The 23,753-nt window shown below is 41.9% G+C and carries 21 protein-coding genes and 2 tRNA genes; 10 read left to right on the top strand and 13 right to left on the bottom strand.

The genetic code is table 11. From position 1 onward, the window contains the following. Positions 1-19: 19 nt before the first annotated feature. Together DC487_RS11415 and DC487_RS11420 are read right to left on the bottom strand one after the other, a co-directional pair. Complete coding sequence (locus tag DC487_RS11415) at positions 20-1,243, bottom strand: site-specific integrase (protein ID WP_116776113.1); 1,224 nt, start codon at positions 1,241-1,243, stop codon at positions 20-22. A 292-nt stretch (positions 1,244-1,535) separates the two neighbouring features. Beyond that, positions 1,536-1,609 (bottom strand) — tRNA-Pro (locus tag DC487_RS11420). Between the two features lie 278 nt (positions 1,610-1,887). On the opposite strand from DC487_RS11420, the gene rplS reads away from it, so the two are divergent. Beyond that, positions 1,888-2,235 (top strand): 50S ribosomal protein L19, encoded by a 348-nt coding sequence (gene rplS, locus DC487_RS11425; protein WP_116776114.1) that lies wholly within the window; start codon positions 1,888-1,890, stop codon positions 2,233-2,235. A gap of 111 nt (positions 2,236-2,346) precedes the next feature. Here the strand turns inward: rplS and DC487_RS11430 are convergent, their stop codons facing one another. Then, positions 2,347-3,435: a Gfo/Idh/MocA family protein gene (locus DC487_RS11430; RefSeq protein WP_116776115.1), complete on the bottom strand. Its 1,089-nt coding sequence runs from the start codon at positions 3,433-3,435 to the stop codon at positions 2,347-2,349. Between the two features lie 116 nt (positions 3,436-3,551). After that, positions 3,552-5,510, bottom strand: coding sequence for a DNA topoisomerase (ATP-hydrolyzing) subunit B (gene gyrB / locus DC487_RS11435; RefSeq protein ID WP_116776116.1), 1,959 nt, complete (start codon positions 5,508-5,510; stop codon positions 3,552-3,554). Positions 5,511-5,685: 175 nt separating this feature from the next. On the opposite strand from gyrB, the gene DC487_RS11440 reads away from it, so the two are divergent. Together DC487_RS11440 and DC487_RS11445 are read left to right on the top strand one after the other, a co-directional pair. Then, positions 5,686-6,297, top strand: coding sequence for an OmpH family outer membrane protein (locus tag DC487_RS11440; protein ID WP_116776361.1), 612 nt, complete (start codon positions 5,686-5,688; stop codon positions 6,295-6,297). 109 nt (positions 6,298-6,406) lie between these two features. Beyond that, complete coding sequence (locus DC487_RS11445; protein WP_116776117.1) at positions 6,407-7,312, top strand: CorA family divalent cation transporter; 906 nt, start codon at positions 6,407-6,409, stop codon at positions 7,310-7,312. Positions 7,313-7,337: 25 nt separating this feature from the next. Here DC487_RS11445 and tsaB read toward each other — a convergent pair whose 3' ends face one another. The 5 genes from tsaB to mscL form a co-directional block, all read right to left on the bottom strand. Next, positions 7,338-8,045 (bottom strand): tRNA (adenosine(37)-N6)-threonylcarbamoyltransferase complex dimerization subunit type 1 TsaB, encoded by a 708-nt coding sequence (gene tsaB / locus DC487_RS11450; RefSeq protein ID WP_116776118.1) that lies wholly within the window; start codon positions 8,043-8,045, stop codon positions 7,338-7,340. A gap of 27 nt (positions 8,046-8,072) precedes the next feature. Then, positions 8,073-8,327 carry a membrane protein insertion efficiency factor YidD gene (yidD, locus tag DC487_RS11455; protein ID WP_116776119.1) on the bottom strand — a complete coding sequence of 85 codons (255 nt, stop codon included), beginning with the start codon at positions 8,325-8,327 and terminating at the stop codon, positions 8,073-8,075. Beyond that, positions 8,290-8,694 (bottom strand): ribonuclease P protein component, encoded by a 405-nt coding sequence (locus DC487_RS11460; RefSeq protein ID WP_239016374.1) that lies wholly within the window; start codon positions 8,692-8,694, stop codon positions 8,290-8,292. Before DC487_RS11460 ends, yidD begins: the two co-directional genes overlap by 38 nt. A 65-nt stretch (positions 8,695-8,759) precedes the next feature. Next, a complete protein-coding gene (gene rpmH / locus DC487_RS11465; protein ID WP_082784996.1) occupies positions 8,760-8,918 on the bottom strand; it encodes a 50S ribosomal protein L34 in 159 nt (52 codons plus the stop codon). A gap of 149 nt (positions 8,919-9,067) precedes the next feature. Beyond that, positions 9,068-9,478, bottom strand: coding sequence for a large-conductance mechanosensitive channel protein MscL (mscL, locus tag DC487_RS11470; protein ID WP_116776121.1), 411 nt, complete (start codon positions 9,476-9,478; stop codon positions 9,068-9,070). Positions 9,479-9,680: 202 nt separating this feature from the next. Here mscL and DC487_RS11475 point away from each other — a divergent pair, with 202 nt between their 5' ends. Next, positions 9,681-10,319 carry a response regulator transcription factor gene (locus tag DC487_RS11475; protein ID WP_116776122.1) on the top strand — a complete coding sequence of 213 codons (639 nt, stop codon included), beginning with the start codon at positions 9,681-9,683 and terminating at the stop codon, positions 10,317-10,319. Here the strand turns inward: DC487_RS11475 and DC487_RS11480 are convergent, their stop codons facing one another. Both DC487_RS11480 and DC487_RS11485 read right to left on the bottom strand, forming a co-directional pair. Continuing rightward, positions 10,320-11,456 (bottom strand): sugar phosphate isomerase/epimerase family protein, encoded by a 1,137-nt coding sequence (locus DC487_RS11480; protein ID WP_207774402.1) that lies wholly within the window; start codon positions 11,454-11,456, stop codon positions 10,320-10,322. A 172-nt stretch (positions 11,457-11,628) separates the two neighbouring features. Then, complete coding sequence (locus DC487_RS11485; protein WP_116776123.1) at positions 11,629-14,649, bottom strand: protein O-mannosyl-transferase family; 3,021 nt, start codon at positions 14,647-14,649, stop codon at positions 11,629-11,631. A 260-nt stretch (positions 14,650-14,909) separates the two neighbouring features. Here DC487_RS11485 and DC487_RS11490 point away from each other — a divergent pair. From DC487_RS11490 to pth, 4 genes are all read left to right on the top strand, one after another. After that, positions 14,910-14,980 (top strand) — tRNA-Gln (locus tag DC487_RS11490). Between the two features lie 154 nt (positions 14,981-15,134). Beyond that, on the top strand, positions 15,135-16,088 hold the full coding sequence (locus DC487_RS11495; protein WP_116776124.1) for a ribose-phosphate pyrophosphokinase: 954 nt from the start codon (positions 15,135-15,137) through the stop codon (positions 16,086-16,088). Positions 16,089-16,240: 152 nt separating this feature from the next. Continuing rightward, complete coding sequence (locus DC487_RS11500; RefSeq protein WP_116776125.1) at positions 16,241-16,837, top strand: 50S ribosomal protein L25/general stress protein Ctc; 597 nt, start codon at positions 16,241-16,243, stop codon at positions 16,835-16,837. Positions 16,838-16,936: 99 nt separating this feature from the next. Further along, a complete protein-coding gene (pth, locus tag DC487_RS11505) occupies positions 16,937-17,500 on the top strand; it encodes an aminoacyl-tRNA hydrolase (protein ID WP_116776126.1) in 564 nt (187 codons plus the stop codon). A 39-nt stretch (positions 17,501-17,539) separates the two neighbouring features. Here pth and DC487_RS11510 read toward each other — a convergent pair whose 3' ends face one another. Further along, entirely contained in the window at positions 17,540-19,945 is a 2,406-nt protein-coding gene (locus tag DC487_RS11510) for an alpha/beta hydrolase family protein (RefSeq protein ID WP_116776127.1), read from the bottom strand. A 187-nt stretch (positions 19,946-20,132) separates the two neighbouring features. Between DC487_RS11510 and DC487_RS11515 the strand changes: the two genes are divergently transcribed. After that, positions 20,133-21,074, top strand: a complete 942-nt coding sequence (locus DC487_RS11515) for a hypothetical protein (RefSeq protein WP_116776128.1) — start codon at positions 20,133-20,135, stop codon at positions 21,072-21,074. A gap of 51 nt (positions 21,075-21,125) precedes the next feature. On the opposite strand, the gene DC487_RS11520 is transcribed toward DC487_RS11515, so the two are convergent. Continuing rightward, positions 21,126-22,247, bottom strand: a complete 1,122-nt coding sequence (locus DC487_RS11520) for an acyltransferase family protein (protein ID WP_116776129.1) — start codon at positions 22,245-22,247, stop codon at positions 21,126-21,128. A gap of 272 nt (positions 22,248-22,519) precedes the next feature. On the opposite strand from DC487_RS11520, the gene DC487_RS11525 reads away from it, so the two are divergent. After that, on the top strand, positions 22,520-23,746 hold the full coding sequence (locus DC487_RS11525) for a TCR/Tet family MFS transporter (RefSeq protein WP_116776130.1): 1,227 nt from the start codon (positions 22,520-22,522) through the stop codon (positions 23,744-23,746). Positions 23,747-23,753 lie beyond the last annotated feature (7 nt).

A 23,753-nucleotide genomic window follows, 5' to 3' on the forward strand; every position in this document is an offset into this window, starting at 1 on the left:
CATGCATCATCAAATTGATTTAAGTAAGACTACATTCCAATTTTTCCATGTCCGACTCTATTTTCTGTTCTATTACTTTAGCATAAATCTGTGTTGTTCGAATACTAGTGTGCCCCAGCATCTTTGAAACACTCTCTATGGGCACACCATTACTTAATGTTACTGTGGTGGCAAAAGTATGTCTAGCGATATGAAAAGTGAGAGTTTTCTCAATGCCGCATATTTCCGCAACTTCTTTTAAGTATCCATTCATCCGCTGATTTGAGATACAAGGAAAAACCGTATTATTCTCCAGTGCACGCACATCATCTTTGTATTTTTCGATGAGTAATAATGCTTGAGGCAGCAAGGGTATTCGCACGGGCTCATTGGTTTTGGTCCTGTTTATAAAGATCCATTTTTTTCGATTATCCTTTTGCACGATATGACTACTAGATAATCCAGATAAATCAATAAAGGATAATCCAGTATAGCAGCTGAAGAGAAACATATCAAGAACCTGCTGAAGCCGTTTAATGCTGAAGGTCTTGTCGGAAAGCAACTGTAGCTCATATGCCGAAAGGGACTTTCTTTCTACTCTTTCAAAATGCTTTTTAAACTGTGCAAAGGGATCACGCGGTATCCATTCCAAGCTTACTGCTAGATTGGCCAATTTGCGAAGCCTTTCGATGTGTTTCATCACCCCGTTATTATTTAATGGCTGGTGATGATCTTTAGGCTTATAATTCCTTAAGAAGGTTTCAAAGTCTACAATGAAACGATAAGAGAGATCTATCAGCTTATAATCCTTCTTGCCATAGTATTGCAAAATAAACTCTCTTAGATATCTTTCGGTAGTTGTATAATTTTTAATAGTACCTGGTGCAAGCCTTAAAGACATGGTGGAGGAATGATAAGCAATCAATTTATCGATTGTAAAGACCTCAACCTCCTCGCCTAAAAAACGAGCCTTAACCGTATCAATGGAAACTTCAGATTGCTCTTGGACGAGCTGGTGATAAGCATCGGTAATTAAGGATCGAACTCGCTCGATGTGTTGGTTAAGACTGACAATCTCCTCACGCCTACCTTTGGCTCTACCTCGAACGTGATCCCAATCCCTAATAGACACTTTAGATTTTAAAGATATCTCCGTTCTTTGACCATTTACCACAATGCGGACGTAGACTGTAGCTTTGCTGTCTACTTCTGTTTTTAGGGATCTAACAACAAAATGAATCCCAAATGTGCTTTTACTTCTCATATCAATTGGTATTATTTAAAACCATATTATTTCATCTTCATACACTACACTCACTAAGTGGCGATAAAAGGTGTCAAATGATTGCAAATAAGAGCAAATAGAAAACTTGATATAATGCTGATTTACAGTTCATTACAAGCTTACTGGTGAGTAAATTTAAAAAATAAAAAGACTCACCTTATTGTTCACATTTTCCTTGATATTGATAGGGGTATTTTGATACGAATAAAAACAAAAAAGCCGCAAATTCGTTGAATTTGCGGCTTTTTGTAGTTACTTAGTGTAACTCTAGTCGGGGTGGCAGGATTCGAACCTACGACCTCCACATCCCAAATGTGGCGCGATACCGGGCTACGCTACACCCCGAAAACGAATCTTTCTTCGTTTGTGTGGCACAAAGATACAACCATTTTCATTCTTGTCAATACCCTGTGCAAAAGAATCTACTAATTCATTGATTTATTGCATATTATTTTTTCACAGAAATAAAACAGCCCTATTTGATCGGTAAACAGAGGTGCACATTTATAGATTAAAGTGCAACCTTAGACATTTTCAAAATTAATTTCAAAATGTAAGAAATTGTCCGTAATATTGCATTCCGATTTTCACAGGACAAAATCGTAATATAATTACTCGAAATCATGGATTTAGTAAAATTTGTAGAAGAACAAGCGGTAGCGAAAAATGACATCCCCGCTTTCAAAGCCGGAGATACCATTAGCGTTCATTATAAAATCCGCGAAGGAAATAAAGAGCGTGTACAGGTGTACCAAGGCGTAGTTATTCAATTGAACAGCGAAGGTGCTAACGCAACATTCACAGTACGTAAGATATCTAACAGTATTGGTGTAGAGCGTATTTTCCCTGTAAACTCGCCTAACATTGATAAAATTGTAGTGAACAGCTACGGTAAAGTGCGTAGAGCGAAATTGTTCTACCTACGTGGACTTACTGGTAAAGCGGCTCGTATCAAATCAAGACGTGTATAATTAGATTGTATCTTTTGCCTGTCATCTGACAGGATGGTTACACTATGCGAATATATTCAAAAGGCTGATTTCTACCGGAATCAGCCTTTTGCTCATTGTACTTAGTATTCGTTATTTTTCTATGTCGCTTAGGCGGACAATCTCGCCCGTCTTGACCGATTCATCACATGCCATCGCTATGCGCAAGCTATTGAAGGCATCTTGCATCTCTCTAGTCAAATCCAAGTTCTCTTGTATAGCACGCAAAAAGTATTGCTGCTCACGGTTACACAACTCTTGATGACCGGGCTCATCTTGTAGATCAATGTATTCGTCTTCCCGAACAAATTTATTCTCGGAATCGATTGCCGCATGATGTACACGAATCGATTCCGTTTTGGTATGCGCATCGATAGAATGTGATTTACCTGTAGCTGATGCTTCTTTAGCTACAATAGATACACTGCCTTTAGGTCCAAAAACGTCTTTTACGAAAAATGCCGTTTCACTAATCATTGGGCCCCAGCCCGCCTCATACCAACCCACGCTACCATCATCAAAACGGATCTGCAATTGTCCGTAGTTATAATTATCTGATGCTACATCATCCGTCAACCGTGCTCCAATAGCAGAAACTTGCACCGGTTTGGCATCGGTCATCTGGCACATCACATCGATGTAATGCACACCACAATCCACAATTGGGCTGATGGTTTTCATCAAATTGCGATGCACATCCCACATATAACCTTGACTTTGCTGATTCAAATTCATCCGCATCACCAAAGGTGTACCCATTCCGCGCGCTTGCGCAATGAATTGAATCCATGAAGGATGATAACGTAATATATAACCAATCACGAGCTTTTTATCTGCTTTAATAGCAGCATCCATCACACGTTGCGCACCATCAATCGTATCTGCCATAGGCTTCTCTAAAAACACGTGTGCACCTGCTTCAAAGGCCGCAATGGCAAATGCTTCGTGCGTATCAGGATAGGTGGAGATACATACCGCATCGGGCTTCGTTTCAGCCAATGCCCAATAATAATCACCAAATAAGGGATAATCTGCTCCCAAGCTCGCATTCAATGCTTCTTTACTCTGACCTTTGGATACTAACCCGACAATCTCAAAGTCGTCCATGTGATGATACGCATGCGCATGAGAAGCTCCCATATTGCCGCAGCCTACCACTAACACTCTCAATTTAGATTTCATAGTATATGTTTGTTCAAAAATTCGACCAATTGGACATAAAAAAAGCTACTTTGCTAGTCCTAGCCCTGTCAGGCTGTCTAACAAAGTAGCTCCGATATTTTCCTTAAGCAAGATGCTTAGATATCTATTCGCGCGTAGCGCGCATTTTTCTCAATAAATTCACGTCTTGGTGCTACCTCATCACCCATCAGCATAGAAAATACACGATCACACTCTGCCGCATTCTCAATCGTTACTTGGCGTAATGTTCTCAAATCTGGATTCATGGTTGTTTCCCAAAGCTGCTCCGCATTCATCTCACCAAGACCTTTGTAGCGTTGTACGTGCACGCTATCTTCCCGGCCTGCACCTTTCAAACGTTGGATAGCGGCGATACGTTGCTCTTCATTCCACGCATATTCGCCTTCTTTTCCTTTTTTCACTAAGTACAATGGTGGCGTTGCGATGTAAATATAACCTTGCTCCACCAGCTCGCGCATGTAACGGAAATAGAACGTCAAGATCAAGGTAGCAATGTGGCTACCATCGACGTCCGCATCCGTCATGATGATAATCTTGTGGTAACGTAGTTTCGCTGTGTTCAATGCTTTTGGATCATCCTCTGTACCGATGCTGACACCCAAAGCGGTAAACATATTCTTGATCTCTTCGTTTTCGTAGATCTTATGCTCCATCGCTTTCTCGACGTTCAAGATCTTACCACGCAATGGCATGATGGCTTGAAATTTACGATCACGACCTTGTTTAGCAGTTCCACCCGCCGAATCTCCCTCGACAAAGAAGATCTCACATAATGCAGGATCGTTGCTCGAACAATCAGCCAATTTACCTGGCAGACCAGAACCACTCATCACGGTCTTGCGTTGCACCAACTCACGCGCTTTGCGTGCTGCTGCACGTGCTTGTGCTGCGATTACGACTTTTTGTACGATCGTTCTAGCTTCTTTAGGATTCTCCTCTAGGTACGTATTTAGGATTTCGCCCACGGCCATATCCACCGCACCCATTACCTCGGAGTTTCCTAATTTAGTTTTAGTTTGTCCCTCAAATTGAGGCTCAGCTACTTTTACCGAAATCACCGCAGATAAACCTTCGCGGAAGTCATCTCCAGTAATTTCTACTTTCAAGTTCTTCAGCAAGCCAGATTCGTCAGCATATTTTTTCAATGTCCGCGTCAATCCACGACGGAATCCCGCCACGTGCGAACCACCTTCTACGGTATTGATATTATTTACGTAAGAATGCACATTCTCCGAAAACGTATCGTTGTACTGCAAAGCCAGCTCCACCGGAATCCCTTGTTTAATTCCTTCTACGTGAATCGGTTCTGGAATCAAGGGTTGGCGTGTGCCATCCAAATATTTCACAAATTCACTCAAGCCACCTTCTGAAAGGAATACATCTTGACGGAATTCGCCACCTTCTACCGTTTCGCGCTCATCGACTAAGGTCAACGTGATGCCTTTGTTCAAAAACGATAATTCGCGCAAGCGATTGGCCAATGTATCGTAATTGTATATGGTGGTCATGGTGAAGATCTCAGGATCTGGCTGAAACGTAACAGTCGTACCGGTACGATCACTTTCTCCGATTTCTTTCACATCAAACTGTGGCTTACCTTGCTTATATTCTTGCACAAAGACTTTGCCTTCGCGGTGTACTTCTGCACGCAAATCGGTTGATAAGGCATTCACACAGGAAACACCCACACCGTGCAAACCACCGGAAACCTTGTAAGTATCTTTATCAAATTTACCCCCGGCGTGCAATACAGTCATTACCAACTCTAATGCCGATCGGTTTTCTTTTTTATTTATACCAGTTGGGATACCCCGACCGTTGTCGCGTACAGATATGGAATTGCTTTCATGAATGGTAACCAAAATATCAGTACAATATCCGGCTACGGCCTCATCGATAGAGTTATCCACGACCTCATAAACCAAGTGGTGTAAACCTTTTACTCCGGTATCACCAATATACATGGATGGACGCTTACGAACCGCTTCCAACCCTTCCAGCACCTGGATATTGTCCGCGGAATACGTAGACACATTTTTATTTTCTTCGCTCATGAAATATGCTTAAAGATTTCTTGAAATTATATATCAAAAATACGAAAAATCACCCGTATTGGCAAGGCAAAAATAGGACTCATAAGGATGATTTCGCGTGTAAAGTAGGAGATGGATTAGTGATTTATCATTTTTTATGTTAGGTTTGCTTGTTGATTTGAAAATTGAACTTAGCATGAACACATGGACAAAATTGGCTACGACTGTTGTCGCTGCCGCATTACTTGCCTCTTGTAACCAAAATGGAGATAAAAAGGCCACTACTTCTACGAATGACTCTACGGCAGTAGCTAGCTCAACCAGCGCTACGACAGAGAAAATTGTATACGTAAACTCCGACACATTGGCCGAGAAATACGAATACTACAAAGAGATCAGAACAAAGCTAGAAGCAAAAGTTAAGAAAGCACAAACTGATTTGCAATCTAAAGGACAAGCATTCCAACGTGAGGTAGCCGATTACCAACAAAAGATGAATACCATGAGTGCTTCTGAGCGTCAAGCAACAGAAGAGCGCTTAGCACGTAAGCAAGATGAACTAGGTAGACTAGATCAAAATGCATCTTCTTCATTAGCGCAAGATGAGGCGACTGAGTTTGGAAATGTGTACACAGCTATCACCGAATACTTGAAAAAACATGCATCTGATCACGGCTATACTTTGGTATTGACCTATTCACAGAAAAATCCAAGTGTATTGTATGCAGATTCGAAATTGGACATTACCAAACAAGTGGTGGATGGACTAAATGCGGACTACAAAAAGAAAAACGCTGATAAGAAATAAGCGAATTAACCCTTCGCGATACTAGAACCGGCAAGGCAACCCCTTGCCGGTTTTTTTTGTTGTTGTATACCTGCCAAGAACTGCGTACCTTCCATAAAACGTTTGCCCGATGATACAACATGTTCTATCTAGTGAAGTGAATGGATTTGATTGGTACGATATCACTCATCCCAGTGAAGGCGATTTCAACGAATTGGCTACGCGCTACAACTTGCACGAATCTACGATCAGAAACTGCTTCGAGGTCGGTCATCTACCCAAGATCGAGGTATATCCTGATTATCAATTTCTGATTCTCCGCTCGATCGCGGCGAAATACCCAGAACACTCCGATGTGCTCATAGAACTTACCGAAAGAATCTCCATTTTCTATGGCGACAAATTTATCATCACCGTGCATCGCGCACAGATCGAGTGGCTGGATAAGATCAAACAAACGCCAGCAGACAACGCAAAACTTAAGGGCACAAAACACGTGGTCAACTTGTTGGTATCGCAAGCGTTGAAGACATTTGAGCATGAGGTGATTTACACATTTGCTGACAAAATCGATCAGTACGAAGAGTTTGTATTCTTGCATAGCCGGCGCAAACCATTCATGAAAAAGCTCTATTACCTCAAGCGGCAGATCGATCTAATCCGGATTATATTGACCCTGTATCAAGATCTGGTAGAATATTTCCACATTCCAGAACGTGTAAGCACATTCCATCGTAATCTACATGACTTATATAAAAGGACGGATACTTTGTATCGCAATCTAGCCGAAAACACGTCACAACTGCTCTCTATGTACTTCAACATCGAGTCGAATCACACCAATGAAATCATGCGTACGCTTACAATTATCTCGGTATTCTTCATGCCGCTTACGTTCGTAGTCGGTGTCTATGGGATGAACTTCGTCGATATGCCGGAGTTGGAATCGAAATATGGTTATCCGGCGGTGTTGCTGTTTATGCTCTTGCTATCGTTGGCGATTTACTTTTGGTTTAAAAAGAAACGTTGGCTATAAGCCCTTCTGCCCAGGAAACAGATTATTAAAACATTTTTTTGGGCGTGGTTGCCACGAAATCCTTCAGGTAAAAAGGTTCGAAATAAGCCACATCTTCAAAGCTTTGATCTTTGAATTTCTGCCGTGCCAAAGGAATCATATGGGCAGCAGAATTTTGGAAACCAAGCACCACGTCAACCTTATCATTCCCCTCAAATAATTGTTGCAACTTATCCGCTCCCGTACCAAATAACACAACTTGCTGATTTTTGTCTATCCATTGATCGAAAGATTCCGCATCAACAATCAAGGCTTTGGTTTCTTCTAGCTCTTTCAGGTGCGTATCAAACGTGGTTACATACACTTCCATGCGTCGCGCATCAATCATGGGGCAAAGCACTGCTTTTTTCGACAACTCAATATTGTCCGTCAAGTAACCTTGCGCCATCGCGAGCAGCGAATTGACCGATATCAATGGAATATCCAAAGCGTAACACAATCCTTTCGCAACAGAAACACCAATCCGCAAACCGGTGTAGGATCCTGGACCTTTGCTTACCGCTATGGCAGAAAGTGATTCGAATGTAATACCGCAATCTGCCACTAATTCCTGAATAAAAACGGTCACGGCCGAAGCATGCATATTAGGCTCGCGCGATTCTCGCATTCCCAACAGCTCTTGTCCGTTACTCAACGCCACGGAACAGGTAGATGTAGCAGTTTCTATACAAAGGATATAATGTTGATCTGACATACTAGAATTATTTTATCAAAAAACAGATTATGGCACCGGATCTGGGCCATGACCTCCCCAAGGATGACAGCGTCCAATTCTTTTAACCGCTAGCCATCCACCCTTAAAAGGCCCGTATTTCAAGATGGCTTCTTTGCCATATTGTGAACAGGTTGGTGTGTACCTACAGTTGGCGCCTAGAAATGGAGAAATGAAAATTTGGTAAAAGCGAATGATGCCGATGAAGATAAACTGCAACGGAATCTTAATCAGATAGGTGCTGATCCATGCGATCGCTCTCATGTTGGAGTTTTTTAAATACTGTGATCATCTTTTCGCGTAGCGTAGACAAGACAGCTTCTTCTTGCTTGCCAATATACTGGATAGCAAATGCGAGATACCATTTACGCTCGTCCAAAAAAGGAAGTAGCTTTGCTCCTTTTTCCAGTCGGTACGCTTCGCGCAATCTTCGCTTGATGCTATTTCGAGTAACTGCGAGTTTGAAACGCCGCTTGGACACGGAGATGAGCACTTGTGCGGCGCCGACATCTCGCTTTTCAAAACGATATACTACCCGAAAAGGATATACAACAAAAGAAGAACCACTGTGAAACAGACTTTGAATAAGTCTGACGCTACACAATCGTTCTTCTTTTTTAAAAGTATTCATTTGCATCCGAACAATCTATCTGTTAGATCACCAAGCACGGACACAAACCGGCTACAGAAGAGCCCTTATCCTTTGTGACGGTACTCGTCAGATACAGTAAGGCGTTTTCTTCCTTTAGCTCTACGAGATGCCAATACTCTTTTGCCATTGGCTGTACTCATACGCTCTTTGAAACCATGTTTGTTTCTTCTTTTCCGCTGCGATGGCTGAAATGTTCTTTTCATGACGCTTTATATATGCTTAATTATTTCGATTTAAAACTCTATGTTCCTCTAAAACAGGAATGCAAAAGTAAAGCTTAAATCGAAATAATACAAATTAATCCTATACTTTTTTCTGTAATATATGGTTTATCCCTTTTCAAAGATACGTACTATTTATTTTTCAAGATATCACGAATCTCTGTAAGAAGCGTTTCTTCCTTCGTAGGTACTGGTAACGCATTATCTTCTTTGATCTCCTCTTTCTTTTTCAGAGAATTAATACCCTTAATAACCATAAAGATACAGAAAGCAATAATTAAGAACTGAATAACCACATTAACAAAGTTACCATACATAATCGCTACCTGCTCCACACCTTCTGTGGCATTCGCTTCACGTAGCACGTATTGTAATTGCGAAAAATCAACTCCTCCAGTTAAAAAACCTATCGGCGGCATGATAATATCATTAACCAGCGAAGTCACAATCTTTCCAAAAGCACCGCCGATGACCACACCGACTGCTAAGTCGATCACGTTGCCTCGTAAGGCGAATTCCTTAAATTCTTTTAAAATCCCCATGAGTAGATTGATTTAGATTATAAATAAATTTTATTACCACAAAGTTGTACATTATTTCGACAATACAAAGCCCCTTCAACGAAAAACATCGTACTATCATATTTTTTACCCACATGACGAGTATTTTGCAAATAGCCACAGCATCTTGTAAAGATTTCATTAAATTGCAGTGATTTAACTGCTTCCTTGTATTAGACGCTGAATGAAAAATATTTTAATTGCAGACGACCACAGTATTGTTAGGCTAGGAGCCTCCGTCATTATTTCAAGTTTGATAAAAAATGCTATCATCGTACAGGCAGAAACTTATGATGAGGTATATCAGAAACTTAAAGATCAAAGCTTTGATTTACTTCTATTAGACATCAATATGCCTGGCGGGAATAATATTAGGGTCATTAAAGAAATTTTACAAATTCAGCCTGCAATCAAAATATTGGTGTTTTCATCTTATGACGAACATCTTTATGCACTACGTTATATTCAGGAAGGAGCCTGCGGTTATTTAAATAAGAACACGGCAATGGAAGAGCTCAAAGTAGCCATTCAAAGCGTACAAGAGTTGGGTAAATACATGTCTGACACCGTTCGGGACTTGTACATTCAGAAACTCATCTCCAACAAAAATGAGGTGCAAAAGGTCAACCCATTGCTCAAACTATCCAACCGCGAGATGGATGTGGCCAAGCATTTGATTGACGGCTTGGGAATATTAGAGGTATCCAATATATTGCAGCTCAGCTCTTCGACGGTATCCACTTACAAAAGCAGAGTTTTCGAAAAGCTGAACGTGAACAATATACCAGAGCTTATTGAACTCTTTAAATTAAACGAGGAATAACTACAATAAGTCTTTCATTTGTACGATCGGCACATGCTGTTGTGAAGTTACCTGCGCTAGCGGCTGATGCTTTGGCCGCACATAACCTGCTTCACTTAGCGGCCATAACAGGGGAGACAGATAATTCACACAGGATTTAATCCCTTGATCGATAGCTGATGGTACGCCGGTATCTTTCGAATTTTTAGCTTCGTTTTCAATCTCAAACGCACCAACATAGCCGCGCTCGCGCAAAGTCGTGGTGAATGCATTCCAATCCATATGGTCCGTACCACCAAATCCTGGCAACATGGCTTCATAATGATGACGATCCCAATCATTTTTCGGAATCGACACGCCTGCTTTTTCTGCTAAAGCAGCGTCCACCTGTTGCATCGGGTACATCCCACCCCACTGAATGCGTGCCGAATTTTGCAAGTTTCTTGTGGTCTTAACATGTATGCGCTTTAAACGCGAAATATCGGTTTGCTGGATAACAGCCACCGGATCGGTATTTTGCCAGATATCATGCGAAGGATCATAAATCTCTCCATGCGCTTTGCTATCGACCATCGCATACATCAATTGGCGAGCAGCCAGCACACCGGGCAAGTTATTGTAGGTCGTGGTATATCTCGCGGAGCGCCAACCTTCCATCGGGCAATTCTCGTACGCAATCGTAACACCTAGATCTTCTGCGTAGCGCACGATCGGTGCAAAGATGCGCTTGTATTCGTCTAAGTTTCGCTGAAATCCATCTTCCATATTACCCAACTCATGGTTGTATCCTACAAAAGTACCGACGATGACATCATTTGCATCACCTCCAAGCAGATGGGCAATACGAATCAAACGCAGTAAGTGATTCTGGTTTTTGACGCGTTCGCTTTCATCGCCTCCAATCATATTGTCAAAAGCTCCGAGCGACAAACGCAACTCGTTTTTATTAAATAGCTCGATCAGCTTTGCGGCATCATCGGCCTCAAAGGACTCGTAGGCCAAATGTGTTGCCGTGTGGTCTGCACGATCGCTATCGGTACGAAATACACAGAGATCAATTCCTTGCACGCCTAAGGTTACGGCCTTCTCTACCAGTTGTTGTTGGTCTAATTTATCATACGCTGAACTCATCAGCCAAATCGCATTTTCTTGCTTCATATGTAGTTATTACTAATCTTGAAAATCTTAATCTATCCAGTACTATTTTCTCCGCTATTAGCTTTGCTGCCGCGAATAGTTTACATCCATATAGATACCAGTTTTAGCTTACAAAAGCAAGAAAGCCTGCTGAAAATTATCAGCAGGCTTTCTGTCTTGAAGAATCTAGATGCTATTCTCCGTACAAGTATTTGTAGGTTTCGAAAAGCTTATCTGCTTCCGCAATTAATTCTTTTTGATTGGTGGTCTTCAATAGATTTTGATAGCGTTGAATCGATGCCAATCCGAATCGCATATTGCGGTATTCAAGATTTGGCTTGGTTTCCGCTACGGCCATATAATATTGTAGATTCTCCCGAATATACTGCAGATTGCGTTTTACAATTTCATTGGCTTTGGTAGATTCTCCGACCTTATACATCACATCTACCAAAGGCACATAACTCAATACTTCGCCCATGGTATACACACGATTCGGCAGGTTCGTGTATGCATTGTTCACCACATCTTTTGCTTTCTTTTGCTCACCCATCAGCAACAAATCTTGCGCAGTCTCACCAAAAATACTACCGGCATACATACTAATGTAGCGGTACGAATCTGGATCTAAGTAAGATGATCCCGCGATATTCCCCCAAGTGTATTTGTTCATGATGTTATCATACACCTGTTCCGCATTGGCAACTGGCCCGCCCATTTCTTCCGATTGAGACAAAGCAACAGGCATTAGCCGTAAGGCAAAACCTTCGGAAACCAAAAAGCGATCGAGACCAATATAATTGTCAGATGGCGTAGTCGTGGTGAAGTAAATCGGACGTTCCCAATTGTTATTCTCCAAGATCGATAGAATCGATAACTCGGCACGGCTCACGTATTCCATGCTATAATCCCACTGCATGGTATCTACAATAGCATCTTGCCATTGCTTAGGCACGGCATTATTGGCCAACACCGCATCACGGTTTACCTGCAATTGCATTTTTTTGGTTGGCAACAGATTTACGTATTCGCCACTTTGCAACTGCACCATATTTTGCTGGTTATCCGACAGCATGATAGCGAGCAGGTTTTGAATATCGATATGTTCTGGAATTTGATGATCCTGATAATAGATGACATCACGCACGCCGTCTTTCACTTTGTTAGGATCTATCTTGATTGGCAATGCAGCAGCATCGTTGACTGGTTGCATCATCTGCTTCATATACCAATCTGAGCTAAGTAAACTTAAGTTGACCACGCGCACATCGGTTCGGAAACCCTCTACCTCTTGCACGTACCAGAGCGGATACGTATCATTATCCCCGTAAGTGAATAGGATCGCGTTCGGCGCACAGGACTCCAAATAATTTTTGGCCATGTCGCGCGCTAAGTATTTTTCCGAACGATCGTGATCGTCCCAGTTTTGGCTCGCTAATAAAACGGGCGCTCCCAATAGCGCAACACCTACCGCGATATAACCTGCGGTTTTTGGATTGACCTTTTTAGAGAGGAACTCAGCAATACCGATTACCCCAAAACCAATCCAGATACAGAAGGCATAAAACGAGCCTGCATAGGCATAATCACGTTCACGCGGTTGCAAAGGCGTTTGATTCAGATAAAGCACGATGGCTAATCCGGTGAAGAAAAACAACAAACCTACGACACCAGCATCGCGCTGCTTATACTTAAAGTGCCAGATCGCACCGATCAAGCCTAGTATCAACGGCAAAAAGAAATAGGTATTGCGCGCTGAATTTTCTAATTCGGAAGTTGGCAAATCGTACTGACCACCTAAACGCATATTGTCGATGGGCTTGATTCCGGAAATCCAATTCCCTTCAGTAAATGAGGTATGTCCTTGAATATCATTTTGGCGACCGACAAAGTTCCACATGAAATAACGGCTGTACATGTGACCGATCTGATAGCCGAAGAAAAATTTCAAGTTATCAGCCATCGTTGGCTGCTCATCAGGACCTAAGCCCAAAAAGTCTCTGTACACTTGTACGTGTGGACCTCGCTCAGAATAGATACGTGGAAAAATCGTTTCTCTGTCATAGCTGTACTTCATCTTGGTACGCGCCACGACATAGCGATCGCCATCTTTGCGGTATACTTTTCCTGCTTCGAATACGTCGGTTGGTTTGGCATCAAAATACTTGCCTTTCAACAAAGGTTCATCGCCGTATTGTTCGCGGTTTAAATAGCTTAAGAATGTAAATGCGTTATCTGGATCACTATTGTTGAGGGATGGATTGGCCTTTGCACGAATCACGATCATCGCGAAAGAGCTGTATCCGAATAGGATAAATCCTAAAGATACTAAGGCAATATTTAAGATAGGCTTGGCAGCTTTCGCAGAATACCAGATACCGTAGATTAATGCTCCGATGACTACGATGGCAAAAAATGCTGCTCCCGTACCAAAACCCATACCTAAGCTGTTCACAAAGAACAAATCGAAATAAGCGGCAAATTTGATCGAAAACTGAATAACGCCCCACAATACGAACGCTAATATCAAGACTCCGATGGATAATGCTTTAACGACACCTTTGGTGGTGACTTGCTGTGTACGTCTAAAATAGATCACCAATGCGATAGCTGGAATCACCAATAAATTCAGCAAATGCACGGCAATCGAAAGGCCCATGATGTAGGCAATCAGGATCAACCAACGATCTGCTCCCGGTTCGTCTGCAACGGCTTCCCATTTCAAGATAGCCCAGAATACGACCGCAGTACATAAAGAAGACATGGCATAAACCTCTGATTCTACGGCCGAAAACCAGAATGTATCTGAGAAGGTGTAGGCCAACGCACCAACAACACCTGCACCCATAATACGCACTAAAGCGATAGCGGAAATTTCTTGATCTTGATACGAACGCGTGTAGATTTTGCGCGCTAAAGCGGTGATGCTCCAGAAAAGGAATAGAATGGTCAATCCGCTACATACGGCCGAACCGATGTTCATCCAGAATGCGATGCGCGTAGTATCGCCCATGGCTAGATTGGAGAATAGGTTTTGGATCATCAAAAATAATGGTGCTCCGGGCTGGTGTACAATCTGCATTTTGTAAGCAGATGCTATAAACTCGCCTGTATCCCACCAGCTCGTTGTGCGCTCGGCAGTCAATACATAGGTAAGCGTCGCTATGACTGCACATAACCAACCCAACCAATTATTAATTTTACTATAGTTCATATCCTATGATGAGATTATTTTTTGCGTTTTCGCTTCGAAAATAAGGATTAGTCCTCTATAAAAGAATTTATATAGCATTTTTTAACTGTTTGGCCCCTGATGAGGGCTTACCAGCACTACCCCACTCGCGGCATGAAAATTTATTCATTTGGTAATCAAGGTAGATACAAAAAAATAGAAAGAATAATTTTGGACAAATGAAAAAACGCTCTATATTTGCATCATCAAAACAAAGGAACACCTCCTTAACCTTGATAGCTTGCCCGATAGTATAAGGGTAGTACGACAGTTTTTGGTACTGTTTGTCTTGGTTCGAATCCAGGTCGGGCAACAAAAAGTTGAGTTTGTAAGAACTCAACTTTTTGTTTTTTATAGCCATTTTATCCTTCCATTTCCTTCGAGTTTTTTGTGACTATTAAAAAACATTTATCTAACTTTGACTCCCGATAACTTTCAAGCGCAAGACAGATAAAACATACTATACCATGCCTTTGCAATTCAATACCGTAAAATTATTCGCCGGTTCGGGATCTCTCGAACTCGCCGACAAAATTTCTAAAAGCTACGGTAAACCTCTCGGAGACGTTACCGTATCCGAATTCTCTGATGGCGAAATTCAGCCCTTTTACAATGAATCTGTACGTGGTAGCGACGTCTTTATCGTACAATCCACCAATCAGCCCAATGACAATCTGATAGAGCTTCTTTTGATGATCGATGCCGCAAAACGTGCCTCTGCTCATTACATTACTGCTGTTGTGCCCTATTTTGGCTACGCCAGACAGGATCGTAAAGACAAGCCACGTGTAGCGATCGGCGCCAAATTAATGGCAAATCTGGTAACAGCGGCTGGTGCACACCGCATCATGACCATGGATTTGCATGCCGCCCAGATTCAAGGCTTTTTCGACATTCCAGTAGATCACTTAGATGGCGCCATCATCTTTGTGCCGTACATCAAATCGCTTGACCTACCAAATCTAACGATTGCGTCACCAGATATGGGTGGCTCGTACCGAGCACGTACTTTTGCAAAATATTTCAATGCAGAGGTCATCATCTGTGACAAACGCCGTAAGCGTGCCAATGAGATCGAATCCATGTCGATCATCGGTGATGTGACCGGACAAGATGTGGTACTAATTGATGATATCTGTGACACCGCAGGTACGTTATCGAAAGCCGCAGCCTTGATCATGGAAAACGGTGCAAATTCTGTACGCGCAGTATGTACGCATGCCGTACTTTCTGGTAAGGCTTACGAAACGATTGAAAACTCTGTTTTGACAGAAATGATCGTCAGTGATACCATCCAATTGCACCCTGAAAAAAAACACTTGTGCAGCAAAATCAAAGTCCTTTCTACAGATAAACTATTTGCTGGAGCTATTAGAAATGTGAATGAGCACGGGTCTATCTCCGGATTATTTGATATTTAAAACTTAATTTGAACATATACAAAGGCGATGCAAAGAATATCTTTGCATCGCCTTTGTCTTTATAATGGTTTCACACTTCCCATTTGCGCCAGCATATTGCAGATTATAAAATAATTAAATATCTTTGCACCTCAAATTTTAACAAATTAAACATGAAATCAATTGCTATTAGCGGTTCTGTAAGACAGAACGTAGGGAAAAGAGATGCAAAGGAATTGCGTTACGAGGGAAATATCCCTGCAGTTCTTTATGGAGGTAAAGAGCAAACTCACCTTTCTGTATCCGCAGCTGATTTGAAATCTGCTCTTTATACTGCTGACGTAGTATTCATCGAATTAGATATCGATGGTAAGAAAACAAGAGCGATCGTTCAAGAAGCACAATTCCACCCGTTGACAGACCAAGTTACTCACGTAGACTTCTTGGAATTGTTTGACGACAAAGAAGTAACTGTAAGCATCCCTGTAACATTGACTGGTACTTCTCCAGGTGTGAAAATGGGTGGTAAATTAGTTCAAAAATTACGTAAACTACGCGTAAAAGCATTACCTAACAACCTTCCTCAGTCTATCGAAGTTCCTATGGATGGCTTAGAAGTTGGTAAATCTTACCGTGTAAGACAAGTAGAATTGAAAGATGCGAAAGTATTGAACAATTCTGATGATACGATTGTATCTGTAATCATGTCTCGTGCATTGCGTCAAGCAGAGCAAGAAGCTGCTAAACAAGCTAAAGGCGGAAAAAAATAAGCTAAGCACACACTAAGCTTCAAAAGGCATCGATTATCGATGCCTTTTGTCTTTTAAGAGAGCCTTGGTACAATCTGAGTTAATTTATATTTTTACCGCATGAACTATCTTATCGTTGGTCTGGGAAATATCGGACGCGAATATGCTGACACAAGACACAATATTGGATTTATGGTAGCCGATGAACTGGCTAATCAAGCTGGTACCACGTGGTCGACCTTAAAATACGCTTATTACACAGAATTCAGACAACGCGGACACAATGTATACGTGATCAAGCCGACTACCTACATGAATCTCAGTGGCAAAGCCGTCAATTACTGGATGCACGCCCTGAAAGTTCCGAAACAGAATATTTTGGTGATTGTAGATGATTTGGCGATTCCATTCGGATCACTTCGCATCAAACCAAAAGGTAGTGCCGCTGGACACAATGGCTTGAAATCAATTGAACAGCTTTGTGGCGGACAAGATTATCCACGCTTGAAGTTTGGGATTAGTGATAATTATCCAAAAGGCAGACAAGTAGATTATGTACTCGGCCCATTTGATGCCGATGAATCCAAAACATTACCTGCGCTGATCGAGCATAGCGTCAAGATGGTACACAGTTTTGTCAATATCGGCATTGAGCTCACGATGACCAACCTCAATACCAAATAATAAAAAATCCGCTGCTAGAGCGGATTTTTTTATGTGATGCTATTTCTTATTCTTAACGTATTTTTCTAACCATTGATCCATCTCCCACAAGGTGTGCATAATAGATTCTTTGGCGCGATAACCGTGAAACTCTTTCGGTAGGAACACCAAACGTGTGGTACCTCCGTGTCCTTTAATCGCATTGTAGAAACGCTCCGACTGAATAGGGAAAGTTCCCGAGTTTTCATCATCCATCCCATGAATAAATAAGATAGGTGTTTTGATTTTGTCTGCATAGCTAAATGGCGACATGGTTTTGTAAACCTCTGGCGCTTGCCAATAGGTGCGCTCTTCGGCTTGAAATCCAAATGGCGTAAAGGTACGATTGTACGCACCACTACGTGCTAAGCCTGCGGCAAACAAATCTGTATGCGCTAATAAATTGGCCGTCATAAATGCGCCATACGAGTGACCACCTACGCCAACGCGTTTGCGATCTACATATCCTGCGTCAGAAAGGTAATTGATCGCTGCTTCGGCATTCGCCTGTAATTGCGGCACGAAAGTATCATTCGGCTCTGCCGTCCCCTCGCCTACGATCGGCATATCGGCATTATCCAAAATAGCGTAACCTCTATTGACCCAATAAATCGGCGATCCCCAAGAAATACGTGTAAAACGATATGGCGAACCTTTTACTTGGCTGGCAGCATCCGCCGTTTTAAATTCGCGAGGATAAGCCCACATCAACAACGGCAATGGCCCATCAGATTTTTGATAGCCTTTTGGTAAATATAATGTACCAGTCAGATTCAAACCATCTTTACGCGGATACGAAAGCTGTTGCTTCTGCACGCCTTCAAAAGAAGGATAAGGATTGGTAAAGTGCGTAATTGGTGTCATCTTGCGGGACTTCAACGCCACACGCTGATAGTTAGGGACTTCCGTTTGCGATTCGCGAGAGATAATCAACGTACCATCATTCTTGAAAGAAACCGGACTTTCGTACCATTCACCACGCGAACGGAACAAGGTATCTTTTTGTCCGCTCATCAAATTCCATTTCAACAAGAATGGACGATCGCCTTCGGGAGATGCTCCATCGGAAGTCGTGAAAACGATTGGCGTCTTTCCTTTATCTGTAAGAATAACGGAACGATGAAAATCATTGTCCGTTAGGACAAAACGACCCGGATCCGCATAAGCATCTTCCGAGGAGCGTTCTTCAATGACTTTAATCTCTTGGCCATCTTTACTAGAGATCAAACTGTTTTTCACGCGTCTATTCGCGCGCCAGCGCTCAGAAAGTACGGCATAATCGTTAGCAAACCACGTGATTCCACCGTAACGCAATGTTGTTTTAGCAAATTGAACCGGCGCAGCCGTGAACGGCGCAGCCAATTGCAACACTTCGTCACGAAAAGGCACTTCAGTGCGGCTATTCCCTTCGTCCAGCGCGTTTGCCCAATACACTGTGGCAGGCTGATCTGCTCGCCACGCAAAACTACGATAACCGGGAACGGTTGAATCAAATCCCAATGGGACGCTTTCGGCTAGTGGCGCAGTGTATAATGCTTTCACCACAGCGCCGGATTGATCAAGAATATCGATTTGATATGGGAATGAACCAACGGATACCAAGTAAGAATAGGGTTTCTTGATCGTCGTGGCCATCAGGTATTTTCCGTCTGGAGATTTAGACACATTTCTATAAATAGCGGGAGCCGCAATATCTTTCACTTGGCCATCCAGTTGCACTTCAGCAAGTTGTGCTTGGAGATAATAATCGAAAAGGCGAACATCAGACTCATTGCGTAACAAGTTTTGATATGTACGCGATGGCGCTGCTTTGCCTAAATTCTCTTGTACTACTGGACCTGTTGGCGTCAGACTTGCCGTAGGTGCTGCTCCACGCTCTGGAATGCGAAGCACATATAGCGAAGAATTATCTTTCCAAAACGCGCTAGCGCCCATAATATCATTGACGAAGAAATCGCCGACACGCTGTGCTTGATAGGTCGCCAGATCGATCACCCAAAGGCTCACGCCGTCCGTTGCGGCATTCAGAAATGCTAGTTTGGTTTCATCGGCATTAAATTGCAGATTACTGATGCGCGGATTGGTGGGAAGTCCGGTAATATCATGCACCTCGTTGGATTTTAAATCTTGCAATTGAATGCCAGCGTAGCTGACTCCACCAATAGAGGTAGAATTACTGGGATTGATACGTAAACCTGCCAGACCAATGATCGGCTGCGCGGCATCCTCAATCGTGATAAAATCTGGACGCTCCAGTAAAAGCATTTTGTCGCCTTGCCGATTGAATTGTACTGCTGGTGTATTTTTTGCTTCCAGCAATTCTAAGATTTCGGCTGGCGGCTTTTGATAAGTAAGGTTTTCTTGCGCCTGGCTTTGGAACACGCCTGAAACCACAAGAAATAGGGGCAGTAAAGAAATTTTATGCATAATCACTCTGATTGTGTTGTTAGTTACTGCAATCTATCAAAAATATATTGATATGCCCCTTTGCAACCAATTCTTTACTTGACCTCATCGCAGAGGTCTTTAGTTTATTTTTCCCTTATTTAGTAAATTAAAGGTATATTTACGGTTTCACATCACATTAATAACACCTATTGGGGAACGTCATCATATGAAAGATACTTTTAATTTACTATTGACGCTGCTTTTTGCATGCATTGTATTATCCAGTTGTCAGAAAGAGCAAGAGCTGGAAGATGCCGAAAGTAAAATGAACATTGTATTTTTTGAAGATGACATTCCCGTCCGAGGCATGGTGAAGTCAAACTACAATCAAGATCATTGTGGACAGTTGCGCATTGTCACGGCAATACAGGAAAACGAAAATAGTTCTGCTGAACTTGCTATTACTGTATTAACCAATGGTGCTATAGCAAACGTGACATATAAAACGATCCGATCCTCAGAATCCGAACGCTATGAAGCGCCTAACATGGAAGTTGGAAGGTATTTTACGGTACAGAATTTTAACTATGATCAATCAACCAAAAACTTGTACTTTGATTTTGAAGGAACAGTATATACCGACAGTACAAATTCAAAGCAAATCCGTGGGAAAGTAAATGTAGCTTCAGTGAAGCAAACGGATTGTACCAGTGTTATTTTCGAGGCGCGCAGTATTAGCGAAGATTTCGAATTTTCTACACTATCCTCTAATGCCACACGGTTTAATTCTGGGCCAACAAGCCCACCAGACTACGAACTTTTCAGGCACCACAGTTTCTCGACTAGTGGTCAATATTTAAGTCTTCAAATGGCAAAAGATATTTCCGAACTACAAGGTGAGAAAATTGATTTCAAATCTGATGATGAATACTATCGAGTAATCTATGCCGAGTATTATGGGCCAATGATCTTTGGCAGCAATAGCTACTCATCAATACAAGAATATTGGAAATATTATCAAACAGAGGGAACGATAGACATATTTCAAAAATATGCTGGTGCAAAAGAGGACAAAATTCACCAAGGTAGCATCACGATGGATATTTTAGATGAGGGCACGGTGTATAAGAAAGGAGTTGTGATACCGTTTGAAGCCTCATCTTTGTAAAAGCACATATCCGTAGTTTCGCGACAAAAATACGGTCGCTTTCAGATTCTTTCATGCCACGTTGGTAGCAAGTTTTTCGTCAACCTGCTCTGGAATATGGGATTGCTTTTTGGGTCTACGCCCTAAGATTACATCTACTATACGCGGAACACACTTTTGGAACACATAAAAAAACACCATGCATATGCCGATACAGAGCAAAGGAATGATGATATAACAGACAATCTTTATCCATCCATTTTCGTAGATCTCCAGATCATAAAAAAAACCTTTTAGAAAATTGATGATATAAATCTCATGTGCTACATAGATAAAGAATGTGAGCGAACTCAAACCCAGCATGTTACTAGGTAACATATTCCTTTCTTCCAGGTAGGCAAATAAGTTGATAGATGAAACAACGCCAGTTATTAAAAACACGCGCAGAAAATATTCATGATTTGGTTCTCCATTAGCCAAAACCGCTAGTACCAGAAAAGCAATCGCCAAAAGTAAAGCAATGACTTTCACTCCATGAAAAACGTGCAGCAGGTCTTTTTTGTGAATCGAAAAGTAAGCACCAGCACTAAAAAAGAAAATGGCGGTTGTGCTGAGTCCCGGTATAGTAGATTCAAAGTTCATGAGATATATTGCCCCTAATGCTAAAATCCCAAAATGTCTGCTGATTTTGATGTAGTAAAATAGGAATGGAAATAAAGCAATCATACACAACAGATCCCGCACATACCATAAAGGAAAGTTAATGGGGTTCGTCCATAATAATTGCAAAATCGTTGATTTGGACACGTGCACGTATTCTACATCCCTAGCCAATCCTACGAACTCAAAGAGAACATTCTTCACCGCTATAACCAAGATCGTGATAATGTTCCACACAAAAAAGGGAATCAACAGCATGGAAAACCTGCTTCTCCACTGCAAAACAGCGAATTGGAACAAATTGCTTGTACATTTCTGAAAGAAGAAATAGCCGGAAACAAAAAAGAAACATCGAACTGAAATTTTTGAAATGTGATGAGAAAATAGTTCAGAAATCAACACATAAAGCTCATTACCGGTAGCTGGAAATGTTACTTCCTGAACTGTAAACGGAATTAAATGTGCTACAACAACAAGATAAATTAGCGGAAATCGCATACCATCAATCACTCGAGAAAATCTGACATCATTCATAACTATAGCACTAATAATTTGGCAGATAATTAAATAAGCTAATTCCTCATGTGGTCTGGATACGTGAGAACTATTCAAAACTAGCGACTGTACGATTGACTTCGTCTTTGAGAAATATTAATCTGTAGTACCACAACTACACTTACAAAGCGTAAACCACTTATATACGTCGCAAATAGTTTAAACAACTGATAAACTGCTTGTTCAATGAAACTAAAACATCAGACAATTCTTTGAATATACTTTGCTATCAATTTCTTATTTTCGTCACCATGCATAAAAATGGCAATGCTGCGCTGATCTTCATTTTCATCACCGTAGTACTAGACTCTACCGGATTGGGCATCATTATACCCGTCATGCCAGCTTTGATTCGAGAGCTAATTCATGGCGATATTAGCCAAGCTTCCAGCTATGGCGGCTGGCTGACATTTTGTTACGCCTGCATGCAATTTCTATTTGCTGCGGTATTGGGAAATTTGAGCGATCGCTACGGACGAAGACCAGTTTTGCTATTCTCCTTATTAGGCTTTGCAATTAATTATATATTGATTGGTTTCGCTCCAAGTATCTTCTGGCTATTTATGGGGCGTATTGTAGCCGGCATTACGGGTGCCAGCCACACCGTGGCAGCGGCTTATATTGCCGATGTATCGCCAGCTGATAAGAAAGCCCAAAACTTCGGTTTAGTAGGTGCAGCATTCGGCTTGGGTTTTGTTATTGGTCCCGTTTTAGGTGGCATACTGGGACATTATGGCGCGCGCGTACCCTTTTTCGCTGCAGCTGGACTCACCTTTATCAATTTGATTTACGGTTATTTTGTCGTACCCGAATCTTTAAAACCCGAGCTCCGTCGCCCCTTCCTTTGGCGAAATGCCAATCCTGTAGGCACGTTTAAACACATTGCTCGTTATCCACGCATCATACCGCTAAGCATCTGCATTTTCCTAATCAATGTCGCTGCGCATGCAGTGCAAAGCACTTGGTCATACTTTACGATGGAAAAGTTCGGTTGGACAGAACGCATGGTGGGTTATTCTTTGGGATTTATCGGGATTTTATTGACCATCATACAAGCTGGCCTGTTGCGGGTCATTATTCCTCGCATCGGTGTTGCGGGCAGTATTATGGGAGGTATTATTTTATACTGTATTTCATTGCCCTTATTCGGACTCGCAAATGCTTCGTGGATGTTATTTGCGATTTCCGTGATTTATGTATTTGGAGGAATAAGCGGGCCTGCATTACAAAGTGCGGTATCCAACGAAGTGCCCGACAATGAACAAGGACAAATTCAAGGTGGATTAGCGTGTATTATTAGCCTTACAGCAATTATTGGCCCACCCGTGATGACTTCCTTGTTTTCGCATTATACGAAGAAGAATGCAGCGATTTACTTGCCAGAAGCACCTTTTTATTTGGCTACCGTATTGATACTTATTGCGGCAGTAATTGCTTTGATATACTTCCAAAAAAAACCGGCAAAGGTCGCCGGTTAATTATTAT

Source organism: Sphingobacterium corticibacter (genome assembly GCF_003076635.1).
Taxonomy (GTDB): Bacteria; Bacteroidota; Bacteroidia; order Sphingobacteriales; family Sphingobacteriaceae; genus Sphingobacterium; species Sphingobacterium corticibacter.

Coding starts and splice junctions, on each gene's coding strand:
- DC487_RS11415 (WP_116776113.1), bottom strand. CDS start 1,243: ATGAGAAGTAAAAGCACATTTGGGATTCATTTTGTTGTTAGATCCCTA.
- rplS (WP_116776114.1), top strand. CDS start 1,888: ATGGATTTAGTAAAATTTGTAGAAGAACAAGCGGTAGCGAAAAATGAC.
- DC487_RS11430 (WP_116776115.1), bottom strand. CDS start 3,435: ATGAAATCTAAATTGAGAGTGTTAGTGGTAGGCTGCGGCAATATGGGA.
- gyrB (WP_116776116.1), bottom strand. CDS start 5,510: ATGAGCGAAGAAAATAAAAATGTGTCTACGTATTCCGCGGACAATATC.
- DC487_RS11440 (WP_116776361.1), top strand. CDS start 5,686: ATGAACACATGGACAAAATTGGCTACGACTGTTGTCGCTGCCGCATTA.
- DC487_RS11445 (WP_116776117.1), top strand. CDS start 6,407: ATGATACAACATGTTCTATCTAGTGAAGTGAATGGATTTGATTGGTAC.
- tsaB (WP_116776118.1), bottom strand. CDS start 8,045: ATGTCAGATCAACATTATATCCTTTGTATAGAAACTGCTACATCTACC.
- yidD (WP_116776119.1), bottom strand. CDS start 8,327: ATGAGAGCGATCGCATGGATCAGCACCTATCTGATTAAGATTCCGTTG.
- DC487_RS11460 (WP_239016374.1), bottom strand. CDS start 8,694: ATGAATACTTTTAAAAAAGAAGAACGATTGTGTAGCGTCAGACTTATT.
- rpmH (WP_082784996.1), bottom strand. CDS start 8,918: ATGAAAAGAACATTTCAGCCATCGCAGCGGAAAAGAAGAAACAAACAT.
- mscL (WP_116776121.1), bottom strand. CDS start 9,478: ATGGGGATTTTAAAAGAATTTAAGGAATTCGCCTTACGAGGCAACGTG.
- DC487_RS11475 (WP_116776122.1), top strand. CDS start 9,681: ATGAAAAATATTTTAATTGCAGACGACCACAGTATTGTTAGGCTAGGA.
- DC487_RS11480 (WP_207774402.1), bottom strand. CDS start 11,456: ATGAAGCAAGAAAATGCGATTTGGCTGATGAGTTCAGCGTATGATAAA.
- DC487_RS11485 (WP_116776123.1), bottom strand. CDS start 14,649: ATGAACTATAGTAAAATTAATAATTGGTTGGGTTGGTTATGTGCAGTC.
- DC487_RS11495 (WP_116776124.1), top strand. CDS start 15,135: ATGCCTTTGCAATTCAATACCGTAAAATTATTCGCCGGTTCGGGATCT.
- DC487_RS11500 (WP_116776125.1), top strand. CDS start 16,241: ATGAAATCAATTGCTATTAGCGGTTCTGTAAGACAGAACGTAGGGAAA.
- pth (WP_116776126.1), top strand. CDS start 16,937: ATGAACTATCTTATCGTTGGTCTGGGAAATATCGGACGCGAATATGCT.
- DC487_RS11510 (WP_116776127.1), bottom strand. CDS start 19,945: ATGCATAAAATTTCTTTACTGCCCCTATTTCTTGTGGTTTCAGGCGTG.
- DC487_RS11515 (WP_116776128.1), top strand. CDS start 20,133: ATGAAAGATACTTTTAATTTACTATTGACGCTGCTTTTTGCATGCATT.
- DC487_RS11520 (WP_116776129.1), bottom strand. CDS start 22,247: ATGAATGATGTCAGATTTTCTCGAGTGATTGATGGTATGCGATTTCCG.
- DC487_RS11525 (WP_116776130.1), top strand. CDS start 22,520: ATGCATAAAAATGGCAATGCTGCGCTGATCTTCATTTTCATCACCGTA.